The organism is Gilliamella mensalis (assembly GCF_900103085.1).
In the GTDB taxonomy this organism is placed as follows: Bacteria; Pseudomonadota; Gammaproteobacteria; order Enterobacterales; family Orbaceae; genus Gilliamella; species Gilliamella mensalis.
Genome location: NZ_FMWR01000016.1, coordinates 1 through 23,209, shown reverse-complemented (window position 1 = coordinate 23,209; position 23,209 = coordinate 1). Strand labels below are relative to the sequence as shown.

18 protein-coding genes and 1 pseudogene are annotated in these 23,209 nt (G+C 36.8%); 8 read left to right on the top strand and 11 right to left on the bottom strand.

The genetic code is table 11. The features are described from left to right. Position 1: 1 nt before the first annotated feature. Entirely contained in the window at positions 2 to 406 is a 405-nt protein-coding gene (locus BQ5209_RS08965) for a GNAT family N-acetyltransferase (RefSeq protein ID WP_085248245.1), read from the bottom strand. Positions 407 to 548: 142 nt separating this feature from the next. Here BQ5209_RS08965 and BQ5209_RS08960 point away from each other — a divergent pair, with 142 nt between their 5' ends. After that, on the top strand, positions 549 to 977 hold the full coding sequence (locus BQ5209_RS08960; RefSeq protein WP_085248243.1) for a universal stress protein: 429 nt from the start codon (positions 549 to 551) through the stop codon (positions 975 to 977). A gap of 477 nt (positions 978 to 1,454) precedes the next feature. Here BQ5209_RS08960 and rlmKL read toward each other — a convergent pair whose 3' ends face one another. The 6 genes from rlmKL to glmU form a co-directional block, all read right to left on the bottom strand. Further along, positions 1,455 to 3,575 (bottom strand): bifunctional 23S rRNA (guanine(2069)-N(7))-methyltransferase RlmK/23S rRNA (guanine(2445)-N(2))-methyltransferase RlmL, encoded by a 2,121-nt coding sequence (gene rlmKL / locus BQ5209_RS08955; protein ID WP_085248240.1) that lies wholly within the window; start codon positions 3,573 to 3,575, stop codon positions 1,455 to 1,457. A 265-nt stretch (positions 3,576 to 3,840) separates the two neighbouring features. After that, on the bottom strand, positions 3,841 to 4,392 hold the full coding sequence (locus BQ5209_RS08950) for an MltR family transcriptional regulator (RefSeq protein WP_085248238.1): 552 nt from the start codon (positions 4,390 to 4,392) through the stop codon (positions 3,841 to 3,843). Further along, complete coding sequence (locus tag BQ5209_RS08945; protein WP_085248236.1) at positions 4,392 to 5,564, bottom strand: mannitol-1-phosphate 5-dehydrogenase; 1,173 nt, start codon at positions 5,562 to 5,564, stop codon at positions 4,392 to 4,394. Before BQ5209_RS08945 ends, BQ5209_RS08950 begins: the two co-directional genes overlap by 1 nt. 79 nt (positions 5,565 to 5,643) lie before the next feature. Then, positions 5,644 to 7,521: a PTS mannitol transporter subunit IICBA gene (locus BQ5209_RS08940; RefSeq protein WP_085248234.1), complete on the bottom strand. Its 1,878-nt coding sequence runs from the start codon at positions 7,519 to 7,521 to the stop codon at positions 5,644 to 5,646. A 407-nt stretch (positions 7,522 to 7,928) separates the two neighbouring features. Next, positions 7,929 to 9,761, bottom strand: a complete 1,833-nt coding sequence (gene glmS, locus BQ5209_RS08935; RefSeq protein WP_085248232.1) for a glutamine--fructose-6-phosphate transaminase (isomerizing) — start codon at positions 9,759 to 9,761, stop codon at positions 7,929 to 7,931. A 3-nt stretch (positions 9,762 to 9,764) separates the two neighbouring features. Then, positions 9,765 to 11,150 carry a bifunctional UDP-N-acetylglucosamine diphosphorylase/glucosamine-1-phosphate N-acetyltransferase GlmU gene (gene glmU, locus BQ5209_RS08930; protein WP_143421895.1) on the bottom strand — a complete coding sequence of 462 codons (1,386 nt, stop codon included), beginning with the start codon at positions 11,148 to 11,150 and terminating at the stop codon, positions 9,765 to 9,767. 152 nt (positions 11,151 to 11,302) lie between these two features. Between glmU and hemG the strand changes: the two genes are divergently transcribed. The 4 genes from hemG to BQ5209_RS08910 all read left to right on the top strand — a co-directional run bounded on the left by hemG (position 11,303) and on the right by BQ5209_RS08910 (position 14,623). After that, positions 11,303 to 11,824, top strand: a complete 522-nt coding sequence (gene hemG, locus BQ5209_RS08925) for a menaquinone-dependent protoporphyrinogen IX dehydrogenase (RefSeq protein ID WP_085248267.1) — start codon at positions 11,303 to 11,305, stop codon at positions 11,822 to 11,824. 165 nt (positions 11,825 to 11,989) lie between these two features. Beyond that, positions 11,990 to 13,816: a ribosome-dependent GTPase TypA gene (gene typA / locus BQ5209_RS08920; protein ID WP_085248230.1), complete on the top strand. Its 1,827-nt coding sequence runs from the start codon at positions 11,990 to 11,992 to the stop codon at positions 13,814 to 13,816. A 305-nt stretch (positions 13,817 to 14,121) separates the two neighbouring features. Continuing rightward, positions 14,122 to 14,376 (top strand): type II toxin-antitoxin system prevent-host-death family antitoxin, encoded by a 255-nt coding sequence (locus tag BQ5209_RS08915; RefSeq protein ID WP_085248228.1) that lies wholly within the window; start codon positions 14,122 to 14,124, stop codon positions 14,374 to 14,376. Further along, a complete protein-coding gene (locus tag BQ5209_RS08910; protein WP_085248226.1) occupies positions 14,369 to 14,623 on the top strand; it encodes a Txe/YoeB family addiction module toxin in 255 nt (84 codons plus the stop codon). Before BQ5209_RS08915 ends, BQ5209_RS08910 begins: the two co-directional genes overlap by 8 nt. Positions 14,624 to 14,668: 45 nt before the next feature. Here BQ5209_RS08910 and BQ5209_RS08905 read toward each other — a convergent pair whose 3' ends face one another. Together BQ5209_RS08905 and BQ5209_RS08900 are read right to left on the bottom strand one after the other, a co-directional pair. Continuing rightward, positions 14,669 to 15,085 (bottom strand): RnfABCDGE type electron transport complex subunit B, encoded by a 417-nt coding sequence (locus BQ5209_RS08905; RefSeq protein WP_085248224.1) that lies wholly within the window; start codon positions 15,083 to 15,085, stop codon positions 14,669 to 14,671. Next, the gene (locus BQ5209_RS08900; RefSeq protein WP_085248222.1) at positions 15,085 to 16,797 is read right to left on the bottom strand and encodes a formate--tetrahydrofolate ligase; all 1,713 of its coding nucleotides are present in this window, start codon (positions 16,795 to 16,797) and stop codon (positions 15,085 to 15,087) included. Before BQ5209_RS08900 ends, BQ5209_RS08905 begins: the two co-directional genes overlap by 1 nt. A 140-nt stretch (positions 16,798 to 16,937) precedes the next feature. Here BQ5209_RS08900 and sohB point away from each other — a divergent pair, with 140 nt between their 5' ends. The 3 genes from sohB to BQ5209_RS08885 all read left to right on the top strand — a co-directional run bounded on the left by sohB (position 16,938) and on the right by BQ5209_RS08885 (position 21,662). Beyond that, positions 16,938 to 18,047, top strand: coding sequence for a protease SohB (sohB, locus tag BQ5209_RS08895; protein WP_085248220.1), 1,110 nt, complete (start codon positions 16,938 to 16,940; stop codon positions 18,045 to 18,047). Positions 18,048 to 18,336: 289 nt separating this feature from the next. Beyond that, positions 18,337 to 20,037, top strand: coding sequence for an aspartate-alanine antiporter (gene aspT / locus BQ5209_RS08890; protein ID WP_085248218.1), 1,701 nt, complete (start codon positions 18,337 to 18,339; stop codon positions 20,035 to 20,037). Positions 20,038 to 20,066: 29 nt separating this feature from the next. Next, positions 20,067 to 21,662, top strand: a complete 1,596-nt coding sequence (locus BQ5209_RS08885) for a bifunctional aspartate transaminase/aspartate 4-decarboxylase (protein ID WP_085248216.1) — start codon at positions 20,067 to 20,069, stop codon at positions 21,660 to 21,662. 101 nt (positions 21,663 to 21,763) lie between these two features. Here BQ5209_RS08885 and BQ5209_RS08880 read toward each other — a convergent pair whose 3' ends face one another. Next, positions 21,764 to 22,636, bottom strand: coding sequence for a hypothetical protein (locus BQ5209_RS08880; protein ID WP_085248214.1), 873 nt, complete (start codon positions 22,634 to 22,636; stop codon positions 21,764 to 21,766). Positions 22,637 to 23,014: 378 nt separating this feature from the next. Continuing rightward, positions 23,015 to 23,209 (bottom strand): annotated as a pseudogene (locus tag BQ5209_RS08875) (IS3 family transposase); the annotation flags it as partial.

The following is a 23,209-nucleotide window of genomic DNA, read 5'->3' as shown; positions in this document are numbered from 1 at the left end:
TTTAATTATCTCTTAAAATCCAAGCTGAAAGATGCGCATTAAAACCGATATGAGTATAATAATCAACTGTCTGTGGTGCGGCTAGTAGAGTAATTGAACATGATTTGCCAGTATTGCTTTTCACTTCTTTAATCAATTGCTTTCCGATGCCTTGTCGTTGATAATTTTCATCAACCGCGAGATCTGCCAAATAAGTGATATAAACAAAATCGGTTAAACAACGCGCAATGCCAATGAGTTTATCATCATGCCAAGCAGTTACCACCAAATTAGCATTATCTAACATAGCTTGAAAGCGTACGGTATCGGTAAGTGGACGACGCCTGCCTAATGAGCAGTGGCGATAAAGGGTGGTGGCTTGTTCGAGTGTCGGTTTGACATCAGTACGATAAATAATGCAATTCATGTTGATCTCTATTATAAAACGAATAAAAATAATTAAGAGTTACATTTAAAATTAGTATCATATTAACTAAGTAAGGTATATTTTATATTCACTGAATATATAATCTAATCTATAACAAAGCAAGTCAAAGCAAGGGGGAGTTATGTACAAAAAAATTTTAGTTCCTATCGATATGCTTGAAGATGAGTTAACAAAAAAAGTGATTCCGCATGTAGAGTGCTTAGCCAGATTGTCTAATGCTCAAGTGATATTTTTTCATGCATTGCCCGTTTCATCGGCTATTGTCAATGCTTATTCTTTTGGTTTTGAAGAATTTAAAGATAAAGCTACCGTGCAGACAGAACAAAGTTTGCACAAACTTATTGATTCGATTAAATTACCACGAGAAAATGTATCATTTTCTATTGCATTTGGTCATCCAAGGGATGAAATTCTTCGCTTAGCGGAAGAAATTCAACCTGATTTAATTATTCTAGGATCACGCCGTCCTAATATCTCAACGCACCTTTTAGGATCTAATGCTGCTGGGGTGGTTCGTGGTGCTAAAACATCGGTGTTAGTTGTCAGGTAGGATGATTAAGTTTTATTTAAAAATTAAATAAAATTAAGTGAATATTCAAATGAATTCTTTTTAAATATTTAGGGTTACAGGTTTCGGGTATTATAAGCTTTAGTCATCATTTTTATACGATAACAATACCTGAATTAAACCGGCTTACACAACAGCCCTTAAAAATAATCTAAAGAGATGTTCACATGCACAAAAGTAGCTTAAGTGATCGCCTGGTCTTAACATACTGATTGTGACTTATTTAGGATATTGCAAAATCATGCTAAGCATCTATGTTTAGCATACTAACATCGCATTAATGTTCAGCATCCTCTAACGATTATTTTGATATTCGGGTGGACTAGGTGTTTTGTTGTATCTTTCTTATTTCTATAAAGTTGTTCAGGTAGAATATTGATTTTATTGAATTTTTTGTTTTTTGGTTTTATAAAAACATTAATAAAATCAATATGCTACCTTGCTGTTTTCTAGCATCCTCTATTGATGTTTTACAATAAAACAGCAATGGATCTGTTTGTTGCGTTTAAAATCAAGCGAAAGGGTTTTATTAGTAATCTCTTGATAGGTGAGCCCCAGATTTTGCATACCGAGACTATCCATTTTAAAACCACGCTTATTGTTGGAGAAAATGATAGTACCATTAGGTCTTAACAGACGTTTTAAATCCGTCATTAATTTTAGATGATCACGCTGAACATCAAAGGTATCGTGCATACGTTTTGAATTCGAAAATGTCGGCGGATCGATAAAAATTAAATCGAATTGCTCATCAGCTTGAGATAAATAGAGCAAACAATCCGCCTGAATTAATCGATGTTTTTTACCTGTTAAACCATTTTGTTTTAAATTACGATCAGCCCATTCCAAATAGGTGCGAGACATATCGACCGTGGTGGTTGATTTTGCTCCGTCAAGTCCAGCATAAACCGTTGCACTACCTGTATAGGCAAATAGGTTTAAAAAGTCCTTGCCGGCACTCATTTCGCCAATCATTTTTCGTGCTAAGCGATGATCTAAAAACAATCCTGTATCTAAATAATCGGTTACATTAACCCAAAATGCGGTTTTTCGTTGATTAATAGGGTATTCATGTACTAAAAAGTAGTCCTGCTTTTGTCCAAGCTTTTGGTATTGCTGTTTACCTTTTTGCTTTTCACGCGTTTTTAATACTAGCTGATCGGCAGTAAGTTCAAGTACAGACATGGTTGCATTGATAATATCAAAAAGTCGCTGGCGTGTTTTTTGTGGATCAATATTTTTAGGTGCGGCATATTCTTGCATCACTATTTTATCTTTATAACGATCGATAGCAACGTTGTATTCAGGTAAATCCGCATCATAAAGTCGATAGCACTCTAGCTGTTCTTGAGCAGCCCATCTTTCTAACTTTTGCTTATTTTTGCGTAATCGATTAGCAAAGTCTGTAGCTGGCAACGTTGGATTATTGATTGGATGTTCAGTGTTACGCTTAGCAATGACATAATTTTTTTGTATACAGTCCAGTGGACCATTTTTGGCTTTGAATTGTCTATCTGCTCGCATTTGTAAACAATCTAATAACTGCGGAGCGCCGCTAAATAGCGATAATTTCCACCCACCAAAATTTTGTTTAATTTGTTGACCCAGTGCGGTATGCAAAGCAATAAGTGCTGGCTCGCTTTCTAAGCGTTCGCCATAAGGTGGATTACTAATAATCATACCTGTTGTTTGTGCTAGTAATGGATTACTTAATTGTGTTACATCTTGCATCGAAAACGTAATTAAATCACCCACGCCTGCTTGGATGGCATTTTGTTTGGCTCGATCAAGTACTGCTGGGTTATTATCGTAACCAATAAAAGGGGTATTGGATTTACAAATATTGTGTTTGGCTGAAAATAATAGCTCATTCCATAAAGTTGGATTAAAGCCTTTCCAAGCAAAAAATCCCCATTGTTTGCGTTGTAATCCCGGTGGGATTTTTGATGCAATCATAGCGGCTTCAATCAGCAGCGTGCCCGAGCCACACATCGGGTCAAGCAGTGGTTCATCACTTTGCCAACCTGAACGCATAATAATGGCAGCAGCAAGGGTCTCTTTTAATGGTGCTTGCCCTGTTTGCTGGCGATAACCACGCTCATGTAAGCTATTACCACTCAAATCTAAAGACAGTGTGACACGGTTTTTATTTAAATAAGCATGAAGCCGAATATCCGGATCTTGCTTTGCTACATTGGGCCTTTGGTTTGTATTACGTAAAAAATGATCGACAATGGCATCTTTGATCTTAAGTGCACCATATTGGCTATTACGAATAAACTCATTAACACCAACAAAGTTGATCACAAAAGCGTTATCGACAGCAAAAATATCTGTCCATTTAATATTAAATACGCAAGAATACAGATCTAAATCGCTATAGATATCAAATTCGGCTATTGGCAATAAAATGCGTGACGCTAAACGTGACCACAATAGTGATTGATATACAGTTGTTTCGTCAGCATCAAAATAGACACCGCCTTGCGTAATCTTACAATTGGTTGAACCAATGTGTTCTAACTCTTTTTTTAATAACTCTTCAAGCCCGCGAGATGTGCTGGCAAATAGCGTTTTCATGCATAATCCACTTTACAATAAAATTGCTGGCATTATACCGACTAATTGCAATGGTGGGAAATAAAGGCTGAATTTAAAAAAAACATTGTTTGATTTGTGTTAATAATTTTGTCAAAAAATTTAAGATAAGATGTGCGTTTAAATATAGTGTTGATAGATGAAAATTAATATCGATAAAAAAATAAATCATTTGAGGGTAAATGTTATATATCGGCTTGAGTGATTTATAAATATGCTTTTGTTAACTTGTAATTACCATAATTATTTATGGAAAATAATCGATTTTTTGCTTATTAATAATTCGAGAAGTTAAGTCGGTAATAGCAATAATTAATGCTGAGCGTATCATCTGTTGATAACGGTTTTGGTACATAGAGGATTTTAAAGTGTCGACAATGCCAGATTGTTTGGCTTTTTCGTGTTGTGATTCCCAGCTTGGTGGAAACACCATATCATGTAATAAGCTAATAGGCCCTAAAATTTCATCATCTAAATAAGTATATTGCCTGTCATCTTGCTCTAGCTCGTCTAAAATAGCAATCAGTAGCTCTATATCTTCGTAATCCTCACGAGAAATAATTCCCAACGCATAAAGTAGTTTTAAGCAAACAGAGGTATCATTGAGTGGTCCATTTTTACCGACTAATGACGGAATGACAAATTTAATAGCGTGTGGTTCTTTTCGAAAGACTTTAAGAATTAATTTGTTGACATTATCATTGATTAATTTTATTGCAACAGTTAGCAAGCTGTGAATGTCAGCTTGCTGGTTAAGTTTTTCTAATATCGTATCTTCTTGTAATATCGATTCTGGCATTAGGTGTTATGGGTAAATTGATGATTTTGCATTGTAGTATAAATTTCTTCAATTTGCTTAACAATAGAATTGTTAACATCAATACCAGCGATTTGACAAAAAGCTTGTGTAACACCTTTTTCAGTAATGAGTTTTGCCAGTTCAACCGCTTGCTCATCATCACTATTACGATAGTTGAGAGCAGCTGCGATACCGATTAGTAAGTTAGTATTTTTAACTTGATACTCAAAAGTACCTAGCAATGGCTTAATTAAACGATCACCAGCGCCTAATTTACGCATTGGTTGACGACCAACACGTGAAGTATCATCATGCAAATAAGGATTTTCAAAGCGGTTTAAGATTTTTTCGATATAGGCCATATGTTTTTGTTCATCAAAATTGTAACGTTTGATAAGTACTAAACCACTTTCTTCCATGGCACCACGAACAATTAAACGAATTTTTTCGTTTAAAATTGCATCACGAATGGTCTCAAAACTATAATAGAAACCTAAATAAGCCGTAATTGCATGCCCCGTATTTAAGGTAAATAGCTTACGTTCAACAAAAGCCATTAAGTTATCAACAGGTTGCATACCTTTAATTGTCGGAATAATACCAACAAACTGTGTCTCATCGACAATCCACTCTGAAAAAGTTTCAACGGTGACTTCCAGTATATCTCCTGTTTTTGATGTGGCAGGTGGCACGATGCGATCCACTGCTGAATCAACAAAACCAATATGGTTATTCACCCAATGATGAAGTTGTTGTGGCAATGCATTGAATATTTCTTGTTTAAATTGGCTGGTACCACGAACCATATTTTCACAAGCGATAATATTAAGTGGTTTGGTATTGCCTTGTTTATGACGCTCAACAATACCTTGTGCAATACTTGGGGCAATACGTGCTAAAACTTGAGGACCAACAGCGGTGGTGACTAAATCAACCTTAGCAATATAATCAATAACTTCATTAGATGTGCTGTTAATTCCATCGACATTTTTGACTATTTCGGTAGTCGATTGTTCACCAACAACATTTACTGGGTATTGGTGACGAGTGGCGATTGCATCAATGATTTGTTGGTTGACATCGGCGAATGTGACATGAATGCCAGCGTCTGATAGTAATTTTCCAATAAAACCACGCCCAATATTACCTGCGCCAAAATGTAATGCTTGCATTATAATAATCCTTAATTAAATTTATTTTTAAAAATGGTAATGGTTTCCCACTTGTTAAGTGGGAACGATAAAGGTGATATTAACTTAAAATAGCGAGTACCTCTTCAATACTTGTTGTGTTAACAAGTTTGGCAATAATGTCTTGATCATCAAGGGCATTAGTCAGTTTTGCAATGACATCAAGGTGTTCATTATTACGTGCAGCAATACCTATTACAATTTTCGCTTGGTCGTCTTCGTCTTCGCCAAATTGAACACCAGCTGGGTATTGGCAAAATACGATGCCAGTTTTAATAACTTTGTCTTTTGATTCAATCGTACCATGTGGAACGGCTATCGATTCTCCTAAATAAGTTGACGTTAATTTTTCACGATCTAGCATAGCTTCAATGTAGGCCGGTGTAACATAACCATTATCGACCAATTTTTGCCCAGCAAAACGAATGGCTTCTTCTTTGTTTTTAGCGGTTAGCCCTAAAAAGATGTTTTGTTCTGATAATTTAAATAGAGGCGCATTATCAGTGGATTGATTACTGACAGGTGTCGTTTCAGATGCCTGACTATTCGCTTGAGAACTTAAAAGATCCGCCACCAGTTGGCTATATAATTGACTGTCTAAAAAATTGGTTAATGAAATATGATATGCATCTGGGGCATGTTGCTTGGCTTGATCGGTTAAGTCTTTATGCGTGATAACTATGTCAACATCATTGGGTAGATTATTAATTGCTAAATTAGTGACCAAAATATCTAAATCTGTATCTTGTATTTTTTTGCGTAATACTCCAGCTCCCATCGCACTTGATCCCATTCCTGCATCACAAGCCACAATAATTTTTTTTACTTTAGCCAGATCAATCATACTATTTGCAATACCTTTTGATTCATTTTTCATTGCAGAAACATTTGATTTTGCATCTTCAAGACTTTTGTCTGTCTCTTTGGTTATTTTTAATAAAATAGCGGAAACGATAAAAGTAACCATGGTTGCAGCAATAACAGAAAAAATTACGCCAAGCATGGATGATTTTGGTGTGACGGCAAGAACTGCAATGATTGAACCAGGTGATGCAGGTGAGCTTAACCCTGCTCCAAATAGTGTTAAAGTAAATACACCTGTCATTCCCCCTAAAATAACGGCTATAATAAGACGTGGATTCATTAATACGTAAGGGAAGTAAATTTCGTGGATTCCACCAAAGAAGTGAATGATCGCAGCACCGCTGGCTGAGCTTTTTGCAGATCCTTTACCAAAGAACATATAAGCGAGTAATAAACCTAAGCCAGGACCAGGGTTGGCTTCGATTAAAAAGAAAATAGATTGAGAATATTCAGCTGCTTGTTGAATGCCTAATGGTGAGAATATACCGTGGTTAATGGCATTATTTAAAAAAAGAATCTTAGCCGGTTCAATAATGATCGACGTTAAAGGTAATAAATTATTCTCAACTAAGAAATTAACGGCAATAGTTAATTTACCGGATGTAATAACGACAGCTGGCCCAATTGCGAAAAAAGCAAGCAATGCAAGTAGCATACCGATAATGCCTGCTGAGAAATTATTGACTAACATTTCAAAACCGCTTTTAATTTTACCGTCTATGGCTTTATCAAACTGCTTTATTACCCAGCCAGCAAGTGGACCGACGATCATCGCTCCTAAGAACATCGGAATATCTGAACCAACAATGACGCCCATCGTTGTGATTGCACCAACCACGGCACCACGTTCACCATGAACTAATTTACCGCCAGTATAACCAATCAAGAGTGGTAATAGATAAGTAATCATAGGTCCAACTAGCTTGGCAATAGTTTCATTAGGGAACCAGCCTGTTGGAATAAAAATAGCGGTAATAAATCCCCAAGCAATAAACGCACCAATATTTGGCATAACCATATTACTTAAGAATCGTCCAAAATTTTGGACTTTTAATTTGATGTTTGAGGTTGTCATAATATTCATCTTTCCTTATTGATTGGTATTATCATTATGCAGTTATTGTAGAGGGATTTTGTTATTCGATTCATCAAAAAAAATTGATAAGTGTGATGAACATCACATTGTTAAAAGCAATCCATTTTTTATTTTTGTGATTAAGATCACATTTTTAGGTTTAAAAAGCGCAGCATTAAGTCCAATAGACTAAAACGCATATTTTCCTGAAACTTTTTTACAAAATAAGTGATCTTCTCCAAACGCGTTAACAAAGACTTGCGCCATGATAAAAAATCACTGAAAAACATATCACCGTAAAAATTTAGTTTTTTGTAGATGTTATGTGAGAACTTTAGTTTTGATTACGAGTTTTGATTACGATACTAAAACCATACTGTCAGTCCTCACATTTAATGTAGTGAAATTTATTCCACGGTAACCGATTTTGCTAAATTACGAGGTTGATCGACATCAGTGCCTTTGATTAAAGCAACATGATACGCGAGTAGTTGTGTGGGCACGGTGTAATAAATTGGTGCGGTAAGTTCTTCTATATGGGGTAGATTAATGATTTGCATGGTGTCATCACTGACAAATCCCGCATCTTGCTCGGCAAAAACATACAGTTGACCGCCACGCGCCCGCACTTCCTCGATATTGGATTTTAGTTTTTCTAGCATTTCGTTGGTAGGAGCCATCACAATTACTGGCATGTCAGCATCAATTAATGCTAATGGACCATGTTTGAGTTCGCCAGCGGCATAGGCTTCAGCGTGAATGTAAGAGATTTCTTTGAGTTTTAGCGAGGCTTCCATCGCAATTGGGTATTCATTGCCCCGCCCTAAGAATAACGCATGATGTTTATCAACAAATTGCTCTGCTAATTTTTTAATTTGTGGTTCAGAGATAAGCACTTGTTCAATGCGGTTTGGCAAGGCTTGTAAAGCGTGGACAATTGCTTGCTCGGTACTTTGTGCCATATTATTTAAACGCCCTAATTTTGCAACTAGTAGCAATAATACGGTCAATTGTGTGGTAAAAGCTTTAGTTGATGCAACACCAATTTCAACTCCTGCTCTGGTTAATAAAACTAAATCGGCTTCACGTACGAGTGTGGATGCAGCCACATTACAGACAGCAAGGGTGCTTAAGTAGTGGTTTTCTTTCGCCAATCGCAAGGCTGCGAGTGTGTCAGCTGTTTCGCCTGATTGTGAAAGGGTTATAAATAGACTGTTTTTGCGACGAGCGGGATTACGGTAACGAAATTCTGAGGCAATTTCGACATCGCACGGTATACCCGCTAAGGCTTCAAACCAGTAGCGAGCTACCATACCGGCATTATAAGCGGTGCCACAGGCAACAATTTGCACATGCTCAACCTGCTTTAGTATATTTTCTGCATTCTCACCAAGTTCCGATAAATCCACTTTACCATGTGCCATACGCCCTTCAAGGGTATTTTTGATCGCATTAGGTTGTTCGTAGATCTCTTTTTGCATGTAGTGGCTATAGCCTGCTTTGCTACCCGCATCGTATTTTGCATCAGATTCTATACATGGGCGCATTACTTCATGATGATTTTTGTCTATGATGGTCACTGTGTGGTGAGTGATAAGCGCGGTATCGCCTTCTTCCAAATAGATAAATTGGCGGGTGACAGGTAATAGTGCTAACTGATCTGATGCAATAAAGTTTTCGCCTACGCCACAACCAATAACTAAAGGGCTGCCAGAGCGCGTTGCAACTAATATATCTGGGTTGCGCGTGTCCATAATGACTGTGCCATAAGCGCCTCGTAGCTGTGGGATAGCTTTTTGCACGGCGTCAAATAAGGAACAATCTTCGGTTGATATAATGTCATGAATTAAGTGGGCAATAACTTCAGTGTCGGTTTCTGAACGGAATTGGTAGCCTTTGGCGATCAGCTTTTCACGCAATGGTTCAAAATTTTCAATAATTCCATTATGCACGACAGCAATAAAGCCAGATATATGTGGGTGGGCGTTATGTTCAACGGGTTCACCATGGGTTGCCCATCGAGTATGTGCAATGCCGGTAACTCCTTTAAGTGGATGTTTTGCAATGGCGTCTGTTAGGGCTTGCACTTTGCCAACACGGCGAACGCGTTGTAGTTCGCCGTGTGGTGAGATAATTGCCAGTCCTGCTGAGTCATAACCACGGTATTCTAACCGTTTTAGACCTTCTAATAATATTTCAGCAACATCACGTTTGGCGATAGCACCCACAATACCACACATAATTTATTCCTCGTTAGTTAACTTTGTAGGTCGTTTCCAACCAGCAAGTTGTTTTTGTTTAACTCGACTTACGACCAATTCGTTGTCGTTCACATTGTTTGTAACGGTTGTACCTGCTGCAATGGTTGCGCCTTTACCCACTTTTACTGGTGCAATCAATTGTGTGTCAGAGCCGACAAATACATCATCTTCAATAATGGTTTTAAATTTATTGGCGCCATCATAATTACAGGTGATAGTGCCAGCACCGATGTTGACATTACTGCCGATTTCGCTGTCGCCAAGGTAGCTTAAGTGTCCAGCTTTGGTTGCTTTGCCCAGATGCGCTTTTTTTAATTCGACAAAATTGCCGACATGGGCTTGTTCGTCAAGTTGTGAGCCTGGTCGTAGGCGAGCAAAGGGACCGATAGTACACTGTTTAGCGATAGTTGAATCTTCAATAATGCTATACGGGCTGATATTTGAATTATCATCAATTGTACAGTTTTTTAAGATGCAGCCTGCACCTATAAAAACGTTATTGCCTAATTTTACATTGCCTTCAATAATCACGTTACAGTCAATGGTAACATCTTTACCATGTGTGAGTGTGCCACGTAAGTCAAAGCGCTTTGGATCAAGCAGTGTGACGCCAGCAAGTAATAAATGTTGAGCTTGTTGGTGTTGATATTGTCGTTCTAATGTAGCTAATTGCAGACGATTATTGACACCTTCAACTTCAAATGGTTGCACTGGGTGCGAGGTTAATATTTCATAACCATCTTGGTGCGCAAAAGCAATAATGTCAGTTAAGTAAAACTCTTGTTGCGCATTATTGTTGGTTAAACGAGCTAGCCAATTTTTCAATAATTTGCCAGTAACAAGCATGATACCCGTGTTAATTTCATCGATTTTTTGTTGCTCAGGTGTGGCATCTTTTTGTTCCACAATGGCAACGACTTTGCCATTGTGGCGTTCAATACGGCCATATCCAGTTGGGTTATCAAGTATTACGGTCAATAATGCGATGCCTTGCTTTGGTTTGTTAGCAATTAAAGTTTGCAGCGTTTGAACCGATATCAGGGGGGTATCACCATATAAAATTAAGATATCTTCATCATCTTGAATATAAGGGATAGCTTGTTGAACAGCATGACCAGTGCCGAGCTGTTCAGCTTGATAAACCAGTTGCACAGGTTGATCTTTGAGCGTGTTTTCAAGTTGTTCTTTGCCATGACCATAAACAATATTGATGCGATTAGTATTAAGTTGTTGAACTGTATCAATAACATGTTGTAACATCGGCTTGGCGCCGATTTTATGTAAAACTTTAGGTAGGTTGGAATACATCCGTGTACCTTTTCCTGCCGCCAAAATAATAGCACTCAGTTTTGGAGGTGAAATGACCATAATCAGTTCCAGTCTGGTTAAATTAGCCTAATACTATAATCAAAGTTTTTAACGAAATCATCCCCAATCTTTTAATTTTTATCATAAAAAAAGTAATGTTGATATTTACCAATGGGTTTAATAAAAAAGGAGGCAATGTTATGAATTCCGTGATGAAAGTTTTATTACTCTATACCACACATGAAAAGCAGACACTGAAGATTATGCAACGCATAAAAACACAACTTAATGGTAAATGTGATTGCGATGTTATTGAACTGCTACCCGATACTAAAATTGATCTGACACAATACCAAGCAGCATTATTAGGTTGTTCAATTCGTTATGGATTTTATAGCAAAGTGATGAAAGCGTTTATTGATAAGCATTATAACCAATTAAATAATATGAAGTCTGGATTTTTTGGGGTAAATATGGTGGCGAGAAAACCCAATAAAAATACACCAGAAACAAATTTATACACCAAAAAATTCTTAGCTAAAATAGCATGGAAACCAGCCATTACTGCGGTTTTTGCCGGCGCGCTGTATTATCCACAATATAATTGGTTTGATCGCAATATGATCCGTTTGATTATGTGGTTAGGAAAGGGCGATACTGATGTGACAAAACCGATGATTGAATATACGGATTGGGCAAAGGTAGATGAGTTTGCCGATCAGTTTTATACTTAAACGCATAGTTTCCTGAAACTTTTTCACAAACAAATCGATATTTTTCTAAACTTATCAACTTTTCAAGTTCTTTTAAATAAACTTTGTGATATAGATCAACATTTCGGCTAAAAAGGTGTACAATACCGCGCCTATAGAATGTGTCTCCTAATTGGAATTTTAATTGTGATTGAAAATTTAAGAAATATTGCCATTATTGCCCACGTTGACCATGGTAAAACGACTTTGGTTGACAAGTTATTAAAACAGTCGGGTACGTTAGATAATCTACGTGGTGACGATAACGAACGTATCATGGACTCTAATGCGCTTGAAAAAGAGCGTGGTATTACCATTTTAGCTAAAAATACCGCTATTGATTGGAATGGTTACCGAATTAATATCGTTGACACCCCAGGACATGCTGATTTTGGTGGTGAAGTTGAACGTGTTATGTCGATGGTTGATTCTGTACTATTGCTCGTTGATGCAATGGATGGACCAATGCCACAAACACGTTTTGTAACGCAAAAAGCGTTTGCTTATGGTTTAAAACCAATTGTGGTTATCAATAAAGTCGATCGTCCAGGTGCACGTCCTGACTGGGTTGTTGATCAAGTATTTGATCTGTTCGTTAATTTAGGGGCAACTGATGAACAGTTAGATTTCCCTATCGTTTATGCTTCAGCATTAATGGGGATCGCAGGTTTAGATCATGAAAATATGGCTGAAGATATGACGCCATTATTTGAAGCGATCGTTAAATATGTTGAACCACCAAAGGTTGATTTAGACGGTCCATTCCAAATGCAAATTTCTCAACTTGATTATAATAATTATGTTGGTGTTATTGGTATTGGTCGTATTAAACGCGGTCGCGTTAAACCAAATCAACAAGTGACTATTGTTGATAGTGAAGGCAATAAACGAACTGGCAAAGTAGGGCAAGTTCTTGGTCATTTAGGACTACAACGCTATGAGGCTGAAGTTGCCGAAGCTGGCGATATTATTGCATTAACGGGGCTTGGTGAACTAGGCATCTCTGATACGATTTGTGATAATAGCTGCGTTGAAGCATTACCTGCGTTAACCGTTGATGAACCAACTGTAACTATGTTCTTTAATGTCAATAGCTCACCGTTTGCTGGTAAAGAGGGTAAATATGTCACTTCTCGCCAAATTCTTGAACGTTTAAATAAAGAGCTTGTCCATAATGTTGCACTTCGTGTCGAAGAAACGCCAGATCCAGATGCTTTTAGAGTCTCAGGTCGTGGTGAATTGCATTTGTCTGTACTGATCGAAAATATGCGCCGTGAAGGTTATGAGCTAGGGGTTTCTCGTCCTAAAGTTATCTTTAGAGAAATTGACGGTAAAAAACAAGAGCCATTTGAACAAGTTACGCTTGATATTGAAGAACAACATCAAGGTTCAGTGATGGAAGCACTTGGTTTACGTAAAGGTGACTTAACAAACATGCTACCAGATGGTAAAGGTCGCGTACGTTTAGACTATATCATTCCAAGTCGTGGTCTTATTGGTTTTAGAACTGAATTTATGACCATGACCTCAGGTACCGGTTTACTTTATTCTACCTTTAGTCATTATGATGACGTTCGCCCAGGCGAAATTGGTCAACGTAATAATGGCGTAATGATTTCAAACGGTACAGGTAAAGCATTGGCTTATGCGCTATATGGCTTACAAGACCGTGGTAAGTTATTCCTAGGTCATGGTGCTGAAGTTTATGAAGGTCAAATCATTGGTATTCATACTCGCTCAAACGATTTGACGGTTAACTGTCTAACCGGTAAAAAATTAACCAACATGCGAGCATCAGGTACCGATGAAGCAACAACACTTTCACCACCAATCAAAATGTCATTAGAACAAGCATTAGAGTTTATTGATGATGACGAATTAGTGGAAGTTACACCATTATCGATCCGTTTACGTAAACGTCATTTAACTGAAAATGACCGTAAACGTGCGTATAGAAGTGGTAATAAAGACTAATGTAGTATTAATGCTACCGTAATATGAAAACCTCGCTATTTAGTTAGCTCGACTTAATAATAAACCTCGATACAATTCGGGGTTTATTTTTTTTCAAAAAATAAGCTTTTTAATTTTCGTCTATTGTAATAATAAACGATATTGTTTTCAATGTGCTCAATGAGAACGCTAAAAGCTATTTTTTCCCTGCGACTGGTCTATTCTTTTTATCATTTTTTTATAATTTAAGGAAAATAACCGTTGATGTTGTACAAGTATTTTGTACAATGTTAGCAGGTTAATTAAGTTTTCAATAAGGAAATATTATGAGGCATATTAGTTATTCAGCGGCAAGAGCAAATTTATCAGCTAAAATGGATGAAGTTGTAAATGACAGAATGCCAACTATTATTACTCGTCAGAACGGAGATAATTGTGTCTTAATGTCATATGAAGAGTATTCATCTTTAGAAGAAACAGCACGCTTATATCGTTCGCCTGCAAATGCAGCTCATTTGTTGCGTTCATTAGAACAAATTAATAGTGGAAAATTGCAAGAGCATCAGTTGAACGATGAATAAATTATTTTCTGATGAGTCTTGGAGTGATTATCTATATTGGCAGAAAACTGATAAAAAAATGATTAAACGCATCAATGAACTTCTTAAAGATATTAGCAGAACACCATTTTCTGGCCTAGGTAAGCCCGAAAGTCTAAAGTTTAATTTATCTGGCTATTGGTCAAGAAGGATTGATAGTGAACATAGATTAGTTTATAAAATTGAAAATAATTGCATTATTATTCTATCGTGTCGTTATCATTATTGAAACTAGAAACTAGTCAACAAAGTTGGCTCAGATTGTCGAACCCCGCTATTTAGCGAGGTTTTTTTTGGCTTTTACTCTAGCAATGGCGTCGGCTATTGACTGTTTACGATCGGTGGGAGTGCTGATTTTGTTTGTCGTCGGCATGGTGCGTGGAAACAAGATCGTTGGTGGCACTAACTGATTATGGCCTAATCGCTGTTGCTTTTTCTGAGTTAGCATTAACTCTTCTGATTCACTCAATACGCTACCTAACGTACTTAATGTAATACAGTCTGTTGGGCAGGTATTGATACAATTACTACACGAGGTACATAATTGTGGCAGTATTGTGTGCAATACTTGTTTGCTACCGACAATGGCATCGGTTGGGCAAACACGGATGCATTTGCCGCAGCCAATACAGTTTTCTTCGTCAATAAATGCTTTATATTGTTGTTGGGTTTGCATAATCACTTCTTGCATTAACTTAAACCTACAATATTACCATCTTTGTCAATATCAATTTGTCTATAAGCTGGATTAGTGCCTAGCCCTGGCATGGTCATTACATTACCAGCATAAACACGAATAAAACCAGCACCAGCAGATATAGCTAAGTGACTAATGTCGACATCAAAATCGGTAGGTACATTTTTTAGATTGGCATCAGCACTAATTGACATAGGGGTTTTAGCGATACAAAGCGGCAAATGATCGAGTTTTAATGCTTCTATCTCTTTGATATTTTCCAGTGCTTGTGCTGATAAATTAGCTTTGTTGGCGCCGTATTTTTTTACCATAGTTTGGATTTTATCAGCAAGTGACATGTTGTCAGGGTAAGGTAATTTGATCTCACTTGGCATATCACACGCTTTGATAACATGCTCTGCCAGTTTTTCAGCGCCTTTACCGCCTTGAGTGAAAACTTCACTCACTTCGCAAGCAAATGCCCCATGTTCAACTGCATATTTTTGTAAAAATGCGAGTTCTTCTTCACTATCGTGTGGAAAGCGATTAATGGCAACAATCACTTGTAGCCCATAACTTTTAGCATTGTTGATATGCCACGCTAAATTAGCCGCACCAATTTCAAGCAGCTCCACATTAGATTCTGAGATTTCTTTTGGAATCGCTTGTCCTGGTTTGATATTATATTTACCGCTGTTAGATTTTAAGCTACGAACCGTTGCAACCAGCACTACACATGAGGCTTTTATTCCTGCTTGGCGATATTTAATATTAAAGAATTTTTCCATGCCCATATCTGAGCCAAAACCAGCTTCGGTTACGACATAATCGGCAAGTTGCAAAGCAATGCGATCTGCAATGACAGAGGAGTTGCCATGGGCAATATTAGCAAAAGGTCCCGCATGAATAAGTACCGGCGTATTTTCAACTGTTTGCATCAGGTTTGGATTAATTGCATTTTTTAGTAACACTGTCATAGCGCCCGCAACTTCAAGTTGTTCTGCGGTAATCGCTTCACCTTGAGTATTATAAGCAAGAATAATACGCCCAATGCGTGCACGCATATCGTGTAAATCTGAGGCTAATGCTAAAATTGCCATAAGTTCTGACGCTGCGGTAATTTCAAATCCATCTTGGCGTGTAATGCCATTAACGCCACCACCGACACCAACAGTAATTTTGCGAAGCGCACGATCGTTATGATCTATCACGCGTTTCCACACAATGCGATTTACATCGATATTGAGACGAGGCAAGCCCGTTTGTGCGGTAAATTCATCGCCCAAGCGTTCTTCATGATAAAGCCGTGAATCTAATGCGGCTGATGCCAAATCATGGGCGGCAGTAATAGCGTGAATATCACCAGTTAAATGCAGATTTAAAGTTTCCATAGGTAATACTTCAGCCAGACCACCGCCAGCAGCACCACCTTTTACACCAAATACAGGACCTAAACTTGGCTGACGGATACAAGCAATGGCTTTTTTCCCAATATAATTTAAGCCTTCACTTAGTCCGATAGTATTCACCGTTTTACCCTCACCAAGTGGGGTTGGCGTAATAGCGGTAACTAACACTAATTTGCCGTTAGGTTTGTTTTGGTTGGTTTTAAGAATAGATAGATCGATTTTTGCCACATGTTTGCCATAAGGCAGAACAAATTCTTCTGGGATGTTGCATTGTTTAGCGATTTCAGTAATTGGGCGTAAAGGCATATTAGTTCTCATCTAACAATAAATTGGACTATCAGTATAAATAATTTAAATTGCCGAATAAAGCGACTATTTTATCTTTATTGATTTTCGGCACAATTTATAATTATCTTGTTATAATTACTAAATACATACAAACAAAGGATAATAGTTAAATGAATTGGTTTTCTGAGTATTCACTTTTTTTAGCTGAAACCGCAACAGTCGTTATTGCAATTTTAGCTGTGTTAATTTTTATGCTAAGTCAACGCCGTAAGTCAGCAACGGTGGCAGGGCGTTTATCGGTTAAAGATATTAGTCAAGAATATGAGCAAGTTAAAGATGACATGTTAATGTCAAGTATGGACGAGCTAGAAGCTAAGCTGTTTATGAAAGATCTTAAAAAACAGAAAAAACTTGAGAAAAAGCAGGCAAAGTTAGCGGCTAAACAAAAAAAGAAACAAGTTAAAAAGCAAGAAAAATCTGACGAACAGTCAACGCCAGTAAATACAACCAAGCCAGCAGAGAGTCATACAGACCAGCAAGTAAAACCAAAATTGTTTGTATTGTCTTTTAACGGCAGTATGGATGCGCATGAGGTTGAAGAGTTACGTCAAGAAATTACAGCAGTATTGGCTGTTATTAAACCAGAAGATAAAGTTGTCGTTAAACTGGAAAGCCCTGGTGGTGTCGTCCACGGTTATGGACTTGCAGCATCGCAACTATTACGGTTTAGGCAGCGTGATATTCCTTTTACCGCTGTGGTTGATAAAGTTGCTGCCAGTGGTGGTTATATGATGGCATGTACAGCTTCAAAAATTGTCGCTGCGCCATTTGCCATTGTGGGGTCAATTGGTGTGGTTGCACAAATTCCTAACTTTAACCGCTTACTTAAAAAACATGATGTGGATATTGAGTTACAAACAGCAGGTGCGTATAAACGTACGTTAACCATGTTTGGAGAAAACACTGAAGAAGGTCGCCAAAAATTTAAACAGGAATTAGAAGAAACTCATATTTTATTTAAAGATTTTGTTAAAGAGTATCGTCCAAACGTGGATATCGAACAAGTTGCTACTGGTGAACACTGGTTTGCAACGCAAGCCAAAGATAAAGGCTTAGTTGACGAAATTAGTACCAGTGATGATTTTATTTTATCTCACTTAGAATCGCATAAAATTATCGCTGTTAGTTATCAACGTAGACAAAAATTATCAGAAAAAATTTCAAAAAATGTCGTAAAGAGTATCGAAAAATTATTTTTCAGACAAGGAAATGGGCTGTAATAGCCCTTTTTAAATCTATAATTTACGCGCAATCTTATATCAATATTATGGCGACGCCTCAATTTTTTTTCCAAAACAATTTATTAATCAATTTAGTATTTTTTTAATGAATATTACTTATCATCCTATATTATCTTCTAACGATAGCATTAATTGTTAAAACTGAATATCTATTAATCTAATTGCGATTTAATATAAAGCAATATTCATACAAATTGATGAATATGGCTCCATTCTATTACATATCTTTTTTATGATTCATAAATCACTATGCTTGAGGACAATTATTATGTTTCAATGGCTTTCAAACTGGATTTTAGATGGACTTAAACACTCCCCTGAAATTTTATTATTTTTATCGTTAAGTTTAGGGTATTTAATTGGTGGCATTCGGATGGGAAAATTCCAACTTGGTGGTGTCGCAGGTTCATTACTCGTTGCCGTTGCGTTAAGTGTTTTTGGTGTTACTATTGACGCAGGCGTTAAAGCGATTCTTTTCGCACTGTTTATTTATGCAGTAGGTTATGAAAGTGGTCCTCAGTTTTTCCGCTCACTGGGCGTTAAAACATTACGCGAAATTTTCTTAGCATTATTTATTGCAGTTGCTAGTTTTATAACTGTTGTGGTATTAGCTAAAATATTCAATTTAGATAAAGGTCTTGCTGCTGGTTTAGCAGCAGGTGGTTTAACCCAATCTGCTATTATGGGTACGGCATCTGATGCTTTAAGTCAACTTGGATTAAGTGTCGAAGAGTTAAGAAAAATGCAAGCAAATGTCACCATTGGCTATGCGGTAACTTATATATTTGGTTCACTAGGTGCCATTATTGTGTGCGTTAATATTTTGCCAAAAATCATGGGGAAAGATATCGCCGATGATGCAATTAAAGCACAAGCTGAACAGCTTCATGGATCACTTTTATTGGGGGCTGATCAAAATCTAGCTTTATCAGATATTAGTGGTCGTTTATATCGTATTTCAAACAAAATCAATCAAACCGTCGCGCATGTGGAGCAAACTGTTGATGGTATTAGCATTGAGCGTATCAAGCGTGGCAATAACATTATTGAAGCAACACCAGAAACAATATTAAAGTCGAAAGATATCATTCTAGTTGTTGGTCACCGTGATGCAATGATTAAAGCGCATGATCTACTTGGTACCGAAGTTAATTCAGCATCAGGTATGGACGTTGTGATGAACAAGCTAGATGTTGAAATGCGTAACAACAAGTATGTAGGACAAAATCTTACACAAGTGCTCACTTCTGACGAAGTCATGAAATTAAAACATGGTATCTATCTTGTGGCTATTCATCGTGATGGTCAATCTCTTCCCCTTAATAATGATATCTATTTAAAACTAGGTGATGTTATTACCATTTATGGTGCTGATGGTGATCTTCGTCGAGTGGTTGATAAAATCGGTGCGCCAATTACTAAAAGCGAAAAAACTGACTGGATATTCCATGGGTTAGGGCTTGTTGTCGGTCTTATTATTGGCTTAGTTGTGATTCGTGTTAGCAATATTCCAATTACTTTAGGTGCAGGCGGTGGTGCGCTTTTATCTGGTTTATTATTTGGTTGGTATCGCTCTGTTCATCAAACTATTGGTAATATTCCAACTGGTGCAGTGCAACTTTTAAAAGACTTTGGCTTAGCAGGTTTTGTTGCTGTTGTGGGTCTCAGTTCAGGTCTTCAAGCGATTAATACTATTAAAGAACAAGGTTTATCCCTATTTCTAATTGGTGTGGTTGTGACCTTATTACCTATGCTGCTTGCCATCTATTTTGGTAAATATGTGCTTGGCTATAAAAATGCAGCAGTATTTGCTGGTGCGTTAGCTGGAGCACGTAGTGCTAATCCTGCTTTTGGTGAAGTGCTTAATAAAGCTGGCAACTCAACACCAACTAATTCTTTTGCTATTACTTATGCTTTAGCTAATGTCTTCCTAACTTTATTAGGTCCATTAGTTGTTGCTTTTGTTTAATTGATATATCAAATTAAGGATACAAATGTATGAAAAACAATACACAATACAGCCAATATGCTAATTTAAGTCCTTTTGAATTGAAAGATAACTTAATTAAACTAGCACAAAGTCATACTGATCGCGTAATGTTAAATGCAGGAAGAGGCAATCCTAACTTCCTTGCGACTTGGCCTCGACAAGCCTTTTTTCAATTAGGTGTGTTTGCAACTCAAGAATCTGAAATGTCATTTTCATATTTAAATGAAGGCGTAGGTGGCATGCCAATCAAAGCTGGATTAACAGGACGCTTTGAACATTTTATTTGTCAAAACTATAACACTCCTGGGGTTGCCTTTTTAGGTAAAGCTTTTTCTTATATTCGTGACCAACTTGGGTTGGACGAAAATGCTTTTTTACAAGAAATGGTAGAAGGTATTTTGGGATGCAATTACCCAGTACCTGACAGAATGCTACATTTTAGTGAAGATGTGGTTAAAGCCTATATTTTACAACAAATGGGCGCTCAATATCTGGATCGTGATAACATCGATTTATTTGCCGTTGAAGGTGGCACAGCTGCCATGGCTTATATTTTTAATTCAATGAAAGAAAACGGTTTAATCCAAAAAGGCGATAAAATTGCTATTGGTGCACCAATATTTACGCCTTATCTTGAGATTCCCGAACTCAATGACTATCAACTAGTTGAGGTGTTAATCAATTCTGATCCTAATGCAAATTGGCAGTACCCTGAGTCAGAATTGCGTAAATTAGAAGATCCATCAATTAAAGCCTTTTTCGTTGTTAATCCATCTAACCCGCCATCAGTTAAAATTGATGATAAAAGTCTAAAAATTATTGCTGATATTGTTAAAAAACGCCCTGATTTGATTATTCTGACCGATGACGTTTATGGTACATTTGCGGATGATTTTCAATCTTTATTTGCAATATGCCCACAAAATACCATTTTAGTTTATTCATTTTCTAAATATTTTGGCGCGACTGGTTGGCGTTTAGGTGTCATTGCCACAGCTCGCGATAATGTTATCGACAAAACAATTAAAGCATTACCAAACAAAACTAAACAGATCTTAAATAAACGCTATAGCTCAATTGTTACTGATCCAGAAAACCTAAAATTTATTGACCGACTAGTGGCTGACAGCCGTGCGGTTGCATTAAATCATACTGCCGGTCTTTCAACACCACAACAAGTACAAATGGTTTTATTTGCATTATGTGAAATGATGGATAGCGATCAAAGTTATAAATCTGCATTAAAATCACTAATCCGACGCCGTGCAGCATCACTTTATCAACATTTAGGTCTTAAACATCAAACGGATGAAAACAGTGTAGATTACTATACGCTAGTGGATCTTGAACATATTTGTCGAGAATTATACGACGATAATTTTGCAAAATGGATCCTAAAAAATAAAAATCCATCTGAAATGTTATTTAGAATTGCTGATGAAGCAGGGGTTGTATTATTACCAGGTAAAGGCTTTGCTGTACAGCATCCTTCTGCTCGAGCTTCGTTAGCTAATTTAAATGAATACCAATATGCCGCAATTGGTCTATCAATGCGCAAATTGGCAGAAGAATATTATGATGAGTATAAAGCTAAAAACAAATAGTTAATTAGTTAATCTAATAAGTCAACTCAAAAACCCTTAAAAATATAGGGTTTTTGAGTAAGGGTATTGTACAGCATCATATTATAATATATGTTTTTTTCTTATTTATGTTTATGGGGAGGAGAAATGCCATCTATTACCTCAACACGAAGTATATTTTTCAACACTAGCAAATCAGGAGGTAGTTTGGATTCTAAAACAAGCACAGCTCTTACATCTTTTTTTATACGTGATTTTACAAATAATTTGGCTTTCATAACTGATGCATATTTAATACATTGAAAAATTCCACGCACAATATCTTGCTGGACTGACTTTGAGGATTTTACTTCTACTGCAATCCAAGCGTTATGATTGTAAAATGAAACATCTAGATTATCACCTGAAGGTAATGGATACTCTGTCTTGCCGATTGGCATATTTTTTCCAAGACCAATAATTTGCGGGTTGTTCGCAATATACATCTTTAGAGCTTTATGCTCTTGACTCTCTCCTTTGCCACCATAAATGCCTGTAGTACTATCTATTAAAAAAGAAAAATCGGTATTGATCGGTTGAATATTAAAATATTTAAGGACTTTATTCCAATCGGAATAGTCAAATACCTCTTCTATTTTCTTTTCGATTAGCGCTTCTTTTTTTGAATATTCAAGCTTATGAAAATCTTGATTTTTTGTAAGAAATCCTCCAACTCCTTCGCCAGGACGTTCTGTTTGTTTATTTATTACAATACATTGAAGTGGAGGAATTTTATTACCCCATTTTTTCGAAAGATCTTCTAACGATCGACCTATAGAACCAAGAACATAATTTAGGTTACGTGGATTAGGCATTTCCAATTCTTCTGCAAGATCTGAGTAGGAAATTGGGGTGCGAAGCTTTGCTTGGCGGACTAGTAATGGTAATGCCGCGCGAGCTCTTATTTGATATTTTTTATCACCGAAAATCGGTTTTGCTACTTTAGATGTTGTCATACGTGCTCCAAAATCAATAATACAATTAAAAATTACGGGATATATTATAAAAACTATATAAAGTTAACTATCTAATAGCATACAATGGTTTATAAAATGCTAATTGTCGATAAGGGCATAACTAAAAAATGAATAAAAGGACAGCTAATCGGTGATTTGTAGATATCTATTAGTCAAATAATTCGAAAGGCTAATAAAATTATTCTAAATAATGTTAGCTAAAAAGCTAGAAATTTTAAGAAATTAAATGAGATTGCACATAATGTGATTTTATATGGAATGAGCTAGATTATCAATCAACATATCAAGAAAATAATAGCTATCTCGCCAAAATATTTAACTGTACACACTGTTGTGTCGGTAATATTGTTGTTCATATTATTCAGGCGATCCCCAGCCATTGGCTGAATGACGGCGTATCCGATTATAATAGATTTCAATATATTCAAATAGTGCTTTATTAGCCTGCTTCCTCGTTTTGTAGTAACAGTCATGAATAATGTGTGTTTTGAGTGTATAAAAAAACTTTCAACAACCGCATTATCAAAGCAGTTTCCTCTTCGACTCATGCTT

What these genes read in the sequence shown, in the direction of transcription:
- BQ5209_RS08915 (WP_085248228.1), top strand. Translation starts at nt 14,122, where the DNA reads ATGAGGCATATTAGTTATTCAGCGGCAAGAGCAAATTTATCAGCTAAA.
- BQ5209_RS08940 (WP_085248234.1), bottom strand. Translation starts at nt 7,521, where the DNA reads ATGACAACCTCAAACATCAAATTAAAAGTCCAAAATTTTGGACGATTC.
- rlmKL (WP_085248240.1), bottom strand. Translation starts at nt 3,575, where the DNA reads ATGAAAACGCTATTTGCCAGCACATCTCGCGGGCTTGAAGAGTTATTA.
- BQ5209_RS08905 (WP_085248224.1), bottom strand. Translation starts at nt 15,085, where the DNA reads ATGCAAGAAGTGATTATGCAAACCCAACAACAATATAAAGCATTTATT.
- BQ5209_RS08950 (WP_085248238.1), bottom strand. Translation starts at nt 4,392, where the DNA reads ATGCCAGAATCGATATTACAAGAAGATACGATATTAGAAAAACTTAAC.
- glmS (WP_085248232.1), bottom strand. Translation starts at nt 9,761, where the DNA reads ATGTGTGGTATTGTGGGTGCTATCGCCAAACGTGATGTTGCTGAAATA.
- hemG (WP_085248267.1), top strand. Translation starts at nt 11,303, where the DNA reads ATGAAAGTTTTATTACTCTATACCACACATGAAAAGCAGACACTGAAG.
- aspT (WP_085248218.1), top strand. Translation starts at nt 18,337, where the DNA reads ATGTTTCAATGGCTTTCAAACTGGATTTTAGATGGACTTAAACACTCC.
- BQ5209_RS08965 (WP_085248245.1), bottom strand. Translation starts at nt 406, where the DNA reads ATGAATTGCATTATTTATCGTACTGATGTCAAACCGACACTCGAACAA.
- BQ5209_RS08910 (WP_085248226.1), top strand. Translation starts at nt 14,369, where the DNA reads ATGAATAAATTATTTTCTGATGAGTCTTGGAGTGATTATCTATATTGG.
- BQ5209_RS08885 (WP_085248216.1), top strand. Translation starts at nt 20,067, where the DNA reads ATGAAAAACAATACACAATACAGCCAATATGCTAATTTAAGTCCTTTT.
- BQ5209_RS08880 (WP_085248214.1), bottom strand. Translation starts at nt 22,636, where the DNA reads ATGACAACATCTAAAGTAGCAAAACCGATTTTCGGTGATAAAAAATAT.
- BQ5209_RS08960 (WP_085248243.1), top strand. Translation starts at nt 549, where the DNA reads ATGTACAAAAAAATTTTAGTTCCTATCGATATGCTTGAAGATGAGTTA.
- glmU (WP_143421895.1), bottom strand. Translation starts at nt 11,150, where the DNA reads ATGGTCATTTCACCTCCAAAACTGAGTGCTATTATTTTGGCGGCAGGA.
- sohB (WP_085248220.1), top strand. Translation starts at nt 16,938, where the DNA reads ATGAATTGGTTTTCTGAGTATTCACTTTTTTTAGCTGAAACCGCAACA.
- BQ5209_RS08900 (WP_085248222.1), bottom strand. Translation starts at nt 16,797, where the DNA reads ATGAGAACTAATATGCCTTTACGCCCAATTACTGAAATCGCTAAACAA.
- BQ5209_RS08945 (WP_085248236.1), bottom strand. Translation starts at nt 5,564, where the DNA reads ATGCAAGCATTACATTTTGGCGCAGGTAATATTGGGCGTGGTTTTATT.